General features: G+C 67.4%; 5 protein-coding genes. 4 read left to right on the forward strand and 1 reads right to left on the reverse strand.

Annotated elements, in window-relative coordinates:
- Positions 1–11: 11 nt before the first annotated feature.
- Positions 12–1,163 (reverse strand): ParA family protein, encoded by a 1,152-nt coding sequence (locus ACIRST_RS41255; RefSeq protein ID WP_402809681.1) that lies wholly within the window; start codon positions 1,161–1,163, stop codon positions 12–14.
- A gap of 683 nt (positions 1,164–1,846) precedes the next feature.
- On the opposite strand from ACIRST_RS41255, the gene ACIRST_RS41260 reads away from it, so the two are divergent.
- From ACIRST_RS41260 to ACIRST_RS41275, 4 genes are all read left to right on the forward strand, one after another.
- A complete protein-coding gene (locus ACIRST_RS41260) occupies positions 1,847–2,959 on the forward strand; it encodes a tyrosine-type recombinase/integrase (protein ID WP_402809683.1) in 1,113 nt (370 codons plus the stop codon).
- Between the two features lie 2 nt (positions 2,960–2,961).
- Positions 2,962–5,250: a tyrosine-type recombinase/integrase gene (locus ACIRST_RS41265; RefSeq protein WP_402809691.1), complete on the forward strand. Its 2,289-nt coding sequence runs from the start codon at positions 2,962–2,964 to the stop codon at positions 5,248–5,250.
- Positions 5,237–5,665, forward strand: coding sequence for a DUF6262 family protein (locus ACIRST_RS41270; protein WP_402809686.1), 429 nt, complete (start codon positions 5,237–5,239; stop codon positions 5,663–5,665). Before ACIRST_RS41265 ends, ACIRST_RS41270 begins: the two co-directional genes overlap by 14 nt.
- A 67-nt stretch (positions 5,666–5,732) precedes the next feature.
- On the forward strand, positions 5,733–6,358 hold a 626-nt coding region (locus tag ACIRST_RS41275; RefSeq protein ID WP_402809688.1), incomplete at its 3' end, for a pentapeptide repeat-containing protein.

A 6,358-nucleotide genomic window follows, 5' to 3' on the forward strand; every position in this document is an offset into this window, starting at 1 on the left:
GCTACGACTGCTCACGAGGCGAGCTCCCTGATGATCTGACGCATGGTGTGGGCTTGCTCGCAGTCGGGGGCGTAGGCGAGTAGGGGCTGGGTGACGCGGACCGCCTCGCGCTGCTCGCGGAGGTCCTTGTTGACGGCCAGGACCCGGGGGGTTCCGAGGCTTCGCCACTTTTCGAGGGAAGAGGTGGCGATGAAGCCGCGGCGGGAGTCGTACTTGCTGACGACGAGCCCGAGCTGTTCCAGGTGCAGGTCGTAGTCGGCCATGAGGGCGTTGATCTGCTTGACGAGCATGCCGTAGGCCTTTGCGGAGCTGTCTTCCGCCTCCACCGGGATCACGACGCCGGAGCGGCCCTGCTGCTCACCGTCACGCTGCCGGCCATAGAAGAGGGCCGCGTCCATGGCGAGGCCGAGGCTCGGCGGGGAGTCGATGACGATGACGTCGTAATCGGCTTCCGCGGCGCTGAGCGCGCGCTCCAGAACGGCATGCCGGGGTCCGCGGAACATGGCGAGGCCCGCGTCGAGGAGGAAGGCGTCGAAGGCGGCCGGGAGGACGTGGAGCCTGCCTCCGAAGCGCTCGCCAGGGATGACGGCCGCAAGGTCCTGGATGCTCTGGCGGGCTTTCTCGCGCTCCAGCATGTGGGTGACGAGGCTTTCTTCACCGGCGTCGATGGCAGGGATGTTCAGCTGGTGGCTGAGGTGTCCCTGCGGGTCGTAGTCGATGAGCAGTACTCGCTGCCCGTCTTCCGCGTAGGCCTGAGCGATGCCCGCGGAGAGAGCGGTCTTGCCGACGCCGCCCTTCTGGTTGGCCATGACGATCCGTCGAACCGGCTGCTGGACCTGCGCCTCGTCGGCCGGATGCTGGTCGAGCCACAGCCGAACGGCCTGGGCTAGCCCCTGGATGTAGGACACCCCGCGGGGGACACAGTCCTCCTTGAACGCGTCGTAGAGGCCTACGGGGAGCCAGGTACCGAACGAATCGGCCCCGGACGTGTCGAGCCGCGGCAGGGGGGCGGTGTGAGCACGCCAGGCGATCACGCCGTCAGTGACGGCGTCCTGGAGGTCGATACCCAGCTGGGCCGCACGCACCTTAATGCTCTGGTGGAGGGACGCGGGCAGCTTTGACGTCAGCTTTTCCCGGTCGACTCCCGAATTTGGGGTTGCCATGACGTCAGCATACTGACGCGAAGGGGTGAGCCATGCAATGAGGTAGCCGTGTCGGCAGGTCAGGACCCGCTTGATGGTCGTGTATAGGTGCGGGGGGTGGAAACGGCGTTTCCACCCGCACAACGACGAAGGCTCGCACCCGGTATCTAGGGTGCGAGCCTTCGACCCTGCTGACAGCCCCGGTCGGGCTGGGCATTCGGCCGGGGCAGGGCGGGTCAGCGGTGAGCGGGGGCGGGCCGGCCGACGACCTGGTGGCGGTGGAGCAGAACGTGCTGGCCGGGGTCGAGGCGCCAGAGCCCGAGGCGGCCGGCGGCGGGGATGGGGGTCGGCGAGGGCCTGGACGTCGGTGAGGGTCCAGTGCCAGAGGCCGGGCAGTCCCCAGGGGCGGCAGCAGCCGGTGTCGCGGTGGCAGTCGGTGATGCTGGCGGTGGCGACGATGGAGCCGGTCGTCAGTGCCGGGGCGCCGGGGCGGGCGAGGACGGCGCGGACGAGCGGGTCGGCCTGGCCGTCGCGGGCGAGGGCGCGGGCGGCGTGCAGGACAACCAGGCCGCGGTGCTTCGTCGTTATGAACAGGTCACTGCGTGCCGTCTTCGACGTCTTCGTCGTTGAAGTGGGCAGCGTCGGGTGCCCGTCGTGGACACCTGGGCGGTTATGTCGTCGACGCAGAGCGGGGAGCTATGCGAGTGCAGCGGGTGCGGGTTCCGGATCTCGATCGGGTGTCGTACACCGTCATCGACAGCAGTGGCTTGCCCGTCGACGCGGCGGATGTGTACCTGGGCCATCTCACCGCGATGGGACGTTCGCCTTACACCGTGGAGGCGTACGCGCACGACCTGCGGGACTTCTTCGAGTGGACCAGCCAACGCGACGCCGACTTCCGGCACCTGGGCCTGGAGGACCTCGCGGAGTTCTTCGCCTGGCTCCAGCGATCGCGCCCAGCGCGTCAGCCCGGCGTGTACCAACTGCCGGGCAGCCCGCCCGCGCTCGGCAACACCACGCTCGTACGCAAGCGGGCCGCACTCGCCGGGCTCTACCGGTTCCACGCACGCCGTGACGAGACCGTGCCAGCCCTCCTGGGGGAGCTGACCGGGCCGCGGCCGATGGGCCGGTACGTGCCGATGCTGGCGCACACCCGGCGCCACGGCCCCGGGCCGGACGACTACAGCCCGATCCGCATCGCCACTGCGCCCAAGGCTCCGGCCACAGTGACCGCCGGCGAGATCCAGCGCCTGGTCGACGCCTGTGCCAACCTGCGGGACCGGTTCCTGATCGTGCTGCTCTCGGAGACGGGGCTGCGGATCGGCGAAGCGCTCGGGCTGCGGCACGAGGACCTGCGGCTGCGGGCCGGGGAAGTACGTGTCGTTCCCCGGGAGAACAACGTCAACGCGGCCCGAGTGAAGGGGCTGAAGCCCCGCACGGTCCCGGCCGGGGATGAGGTCTTCGACGCCTACGCCGACTACATGGAGAGCGAGTACGGGACGCTGGACTGCGACTACGTGTTCGTGAACCTGTTCCGGCCACCGGTGGAGGCGCCAATGACCCGCAGCGCGATCGAAGACCTGGCGGCCCGGCTGCGCAAGCGGACGGGGATCGGGCACTTCACGCCGCATGTGCTGCGGCACAGCTGGGCGACCCGGCTGCTGCGGGCCAAGGTTCCCATCGAGGTCGTAGCCGAGTTGCTGGGGCACTCGTCGTCACAGGTCACGGAACAGACCTACGCACATCTGACGGTGGAGGATCATCGGGAAGTCCTTGTCTCGACAGGGCTGCTGAGGGACGGGAGCGTGGAAGCGTGAGCATGCCGGAGCGCGTCCAGTCGACGACCGGCCTGCTGGAGAGGCTTATGGAGGTCGTGCGACCGGAGTTCCGGGGCGAGGAGTTCTATCCGCCTCGTGACAGCCGGGTGTTCTTCCAGGGCGAGTGCCGCATCCCGTCGTGCGGGCGGATGCTGAGCTACTCGGTCAAGCAGCTGTGCACCGCGCACTACCAGCGGTGGGTGCAGGCCGACCGCCCCGAGTTCGAGGCGTGGGTGCCGAGCGAGGACGCCTACCACCGGCACCACCGCGTGATCCGGGGCTGCGCGGTGACGGGCTGCCGCCGCTCGATGAACGGGTGCTCACCGCGGGTCTGCACCCGGCACACCGAGCTATGGCAGGCGGCCGGGGCGCCGGACGTGGCCGCGTGGCTGACCACCGTGCGTTACGAGGCGCCGCCGCACGGCGAGCGGGACTGTGTGCTGCCCGACTGCCCTTGGTGGACAACAGGGCCCGGTTCGGTGTTGTGCCGGCGGCACTACATCCGCTGGCGCAACAACGGCCATCCCGAGCTGCCGGACGACCAGTTGATCGAGTGGTTTGAGCGGCTGGAGCTGCGACGGGATCCCTACATCCGGTTTCACGACCTGGGGCGCCAGGTCCGCCTGGAGGTGCAGTTCGGATTGCAGCGCCGGGCCGACGTTGGGGACCGTCACACGGCCCCGCGCACGGTGACCCGCGCGCTGAGCTGGATCCGTGAATCGGGCGTGCGTAGCCTGATGGACTGGGACGAGACTCAATGGCTGAAGTTCTGCCGCGTCGCGCGCAAGGGCTATCAGTCGCTGTCCTACGCCTTCATCCGCGACACCCGGTTCGAGCTGCAGCGGCTGCTGATCGCCGACGATCCATGGGCCGATCAGTTTCCGCGTGACAGCTGGGATCTGCGGCTGCTCGACCTGGCGAACGAGGACTGCTGTCGCCTGCACTTCGGCGGCATCCCCCAACCCTGGCTGCGAGATCTGACCAAGCGGTGGGCCCGCTGGCGGCTGACCCGCGGCAGCAACCCGGCTGGCCTCACCCTGAGCATCCAAGCCATCACCCGCCTTGCCTGCCACTTCGCCGAGGTCGACGGCGTTGACGCCGGGCCGGCGGCGCTCAACCGGGCCCGCATCGAGACCTGGCTGGCCGTCCTGCAGACCGACGGGCACAGCGAGCACTACCGCTCCCGCACCGTCAGCTGCGTCGGAGTCTTCCTGCGCGACGTCCACCGCTATGAGTGGCAACCGGACCTGGCCCGCAGCTCGTTCATCTATGACGACGTGCCTAAGCCGCGCGCGCTGAAGCCGCGGTTCATCCCCGAGCACCTCATGCGGCAGCTAGAGGCACCCGCAGCCGTCGCACTGTTCCCGTCCGACGACGGACGGGTGCTGCTGAAGATCCTCATGGCCTGCGGCCTGCGCACGAAGGACGCCCGCTGGCTGCCCTTCGACTGCATCGTCCGGGACGCCGAGAACAACCCCTACCTAGCCTGGCTCAACCGCAAGATCCACGACCGCCCGGCGTTCTTCCCTCTGAGCGAGGAACTCGCCGCCGACATCGGCCGCCAGCAGCAGGCCGTCCTCGAACGTTTCCCGCAAGGGTGCAAGTGGCTCCTTCCCGCCTCGCTGAAGAACGTCGACGGCAGCAAGCCGGTCAGCGACCGCCGCATGCGCGACCACCTGGCGATCTGGCTGGAGAGGCTCAGACTCACCGACGAGCACGGCCGCCCGGTGAAGGTGACCTTCCACCAGTTCCGGCACACTCTGGCCACCCGGATGATCAACGCCGACGTTCCCCAGCCCGTGATCCAGACCCTGCTCGATCACATGTCGCCAGCCATGACTGCCGTCTACGCCAAGCTCCACGACAAGACGCTCCGGCGGCACTGGGAGAACGCCCTCAAGCTCGACCACGAGGGGCGGAAAGCCGAGATCGCCGCCAACCACCCGCTCGCCGGGGCCGCCTGGGCAAAGATGAGCCTGGTCCGCGCGAAGGTGACGCTGCCTAACGGCTACTGCGGAGCCCCGGTGCAGACCGACTGCGAGTACGCCAACCCCTGCCTGGACTGCCGGTTCTTCATCACCACGGGCGACTTCCTCCAGCAGCACCACCAGCAGCGGCAGGAGACCAGCGAACTCATCGCCCAGGCCGAGCAGGCGGGGCTCGCCCGGGTCGCGGAGAAGAACCGCCGCACCCTCGGCAAGCTCAACACGATCATCAGTGCACTCGAAGGGACTGCCGAAAACCAGATCGTCGTCGGCGGACAGGTGCAGGACGTCGATGCCGCCAGCTGACAACACCGCCGCACTGGCCGAGGCTACCCGGCGTCGCAGCGAGCGCGCACGCAGCGACGCCGAGAAGACGATCTCGGCAGCCCACAGCGCCGGCAACCGCACCAGCTTCGCGGCGATCGCGAAGGCAGCCGGAGTCTCGAGGTCGTGGCTATACACCCAGCCCGACCTCGTCACGGCCATCCGTCAGTTGCAGGACCGGCAACCCGCCACCGAGCGAACCGGATCGCATCCCGCGTCGGTCGCGTCCATCCAGCGACGGCTGGAAACCGCGCTCGCACGCGTCAAGCAGCTTAGAGCGGCGAACAGCGATCTCGCCGCACGGCTGGAAACCGCATACGGTGAAATCCGGCGACTGCGGGCTGCGGTATCCACCAGTGATATAGCCAGTGATGCAAACGGCAGCGATTCTCGGTGAATTCACCAAGAACGACCCTGGGGAGCACTGACGCTACCCGCACCCTCTTGGCCAGTATCATTCGGGATTGGATCCGCAAGATATGGAATTCATCGATGCTTTGACCGGCTCCCCGGGTGCCACCTGGCTCCTCCCTGTCGCTACTGTCCTCGCCGCAGTTCTGGTCTTCTGGGGGACCAGCCGAACCTTGAAGCATCAGCGGCTAAGGACGCTCGACGAGCGCTTCGCTACTGCCGCTGAGAAGCTTGGACACAATCAGGCAGCGGTGCGGATGGCTGGGGTTTACGCCATGGCAAGTCTCGCCGATGACTGGGAGGAACAGAGACAGACTTGTATCGATGTGCTTTGCTCCTACTTGCGGCTTCCTTGCCTGCGCAGCCTGTCAGGCCTGCAAGAAGGAGAAAGAGAAGTTCGCCTGTCTATTATCCGCACTATTACAAGCCATCTCCGCGAGAACGCAAAGACAACATGGTGCGGCTACCACTTTGACTTCACGGAAGCAGTCATCGATGGGGGCAACTTCAAGGAAGCGAGGTTCACGGACGGCACAACAGTAATCTTCCATGGTGCCAAATTCACCGGCGGGGAAACCAGATTCGATCGCGCAGAATTCGGAAAGTGTTCCATCGACTTCAGCGGCGCCGCATTTATCGACGGGCAGGTGACCTTCGAGCGCGCCACCATTAAAGGGGG

Source organism: Kitasatospora sp. NPDC101447 (assembly GCF_044767225.1).
In the GTDB taxonomy this organism is placed as follows: domain Bacteria; phylum Actinomycetota; class Actinomycetes; order Streptomycetales; family Streptomycetaceae; genus Kitasatospora.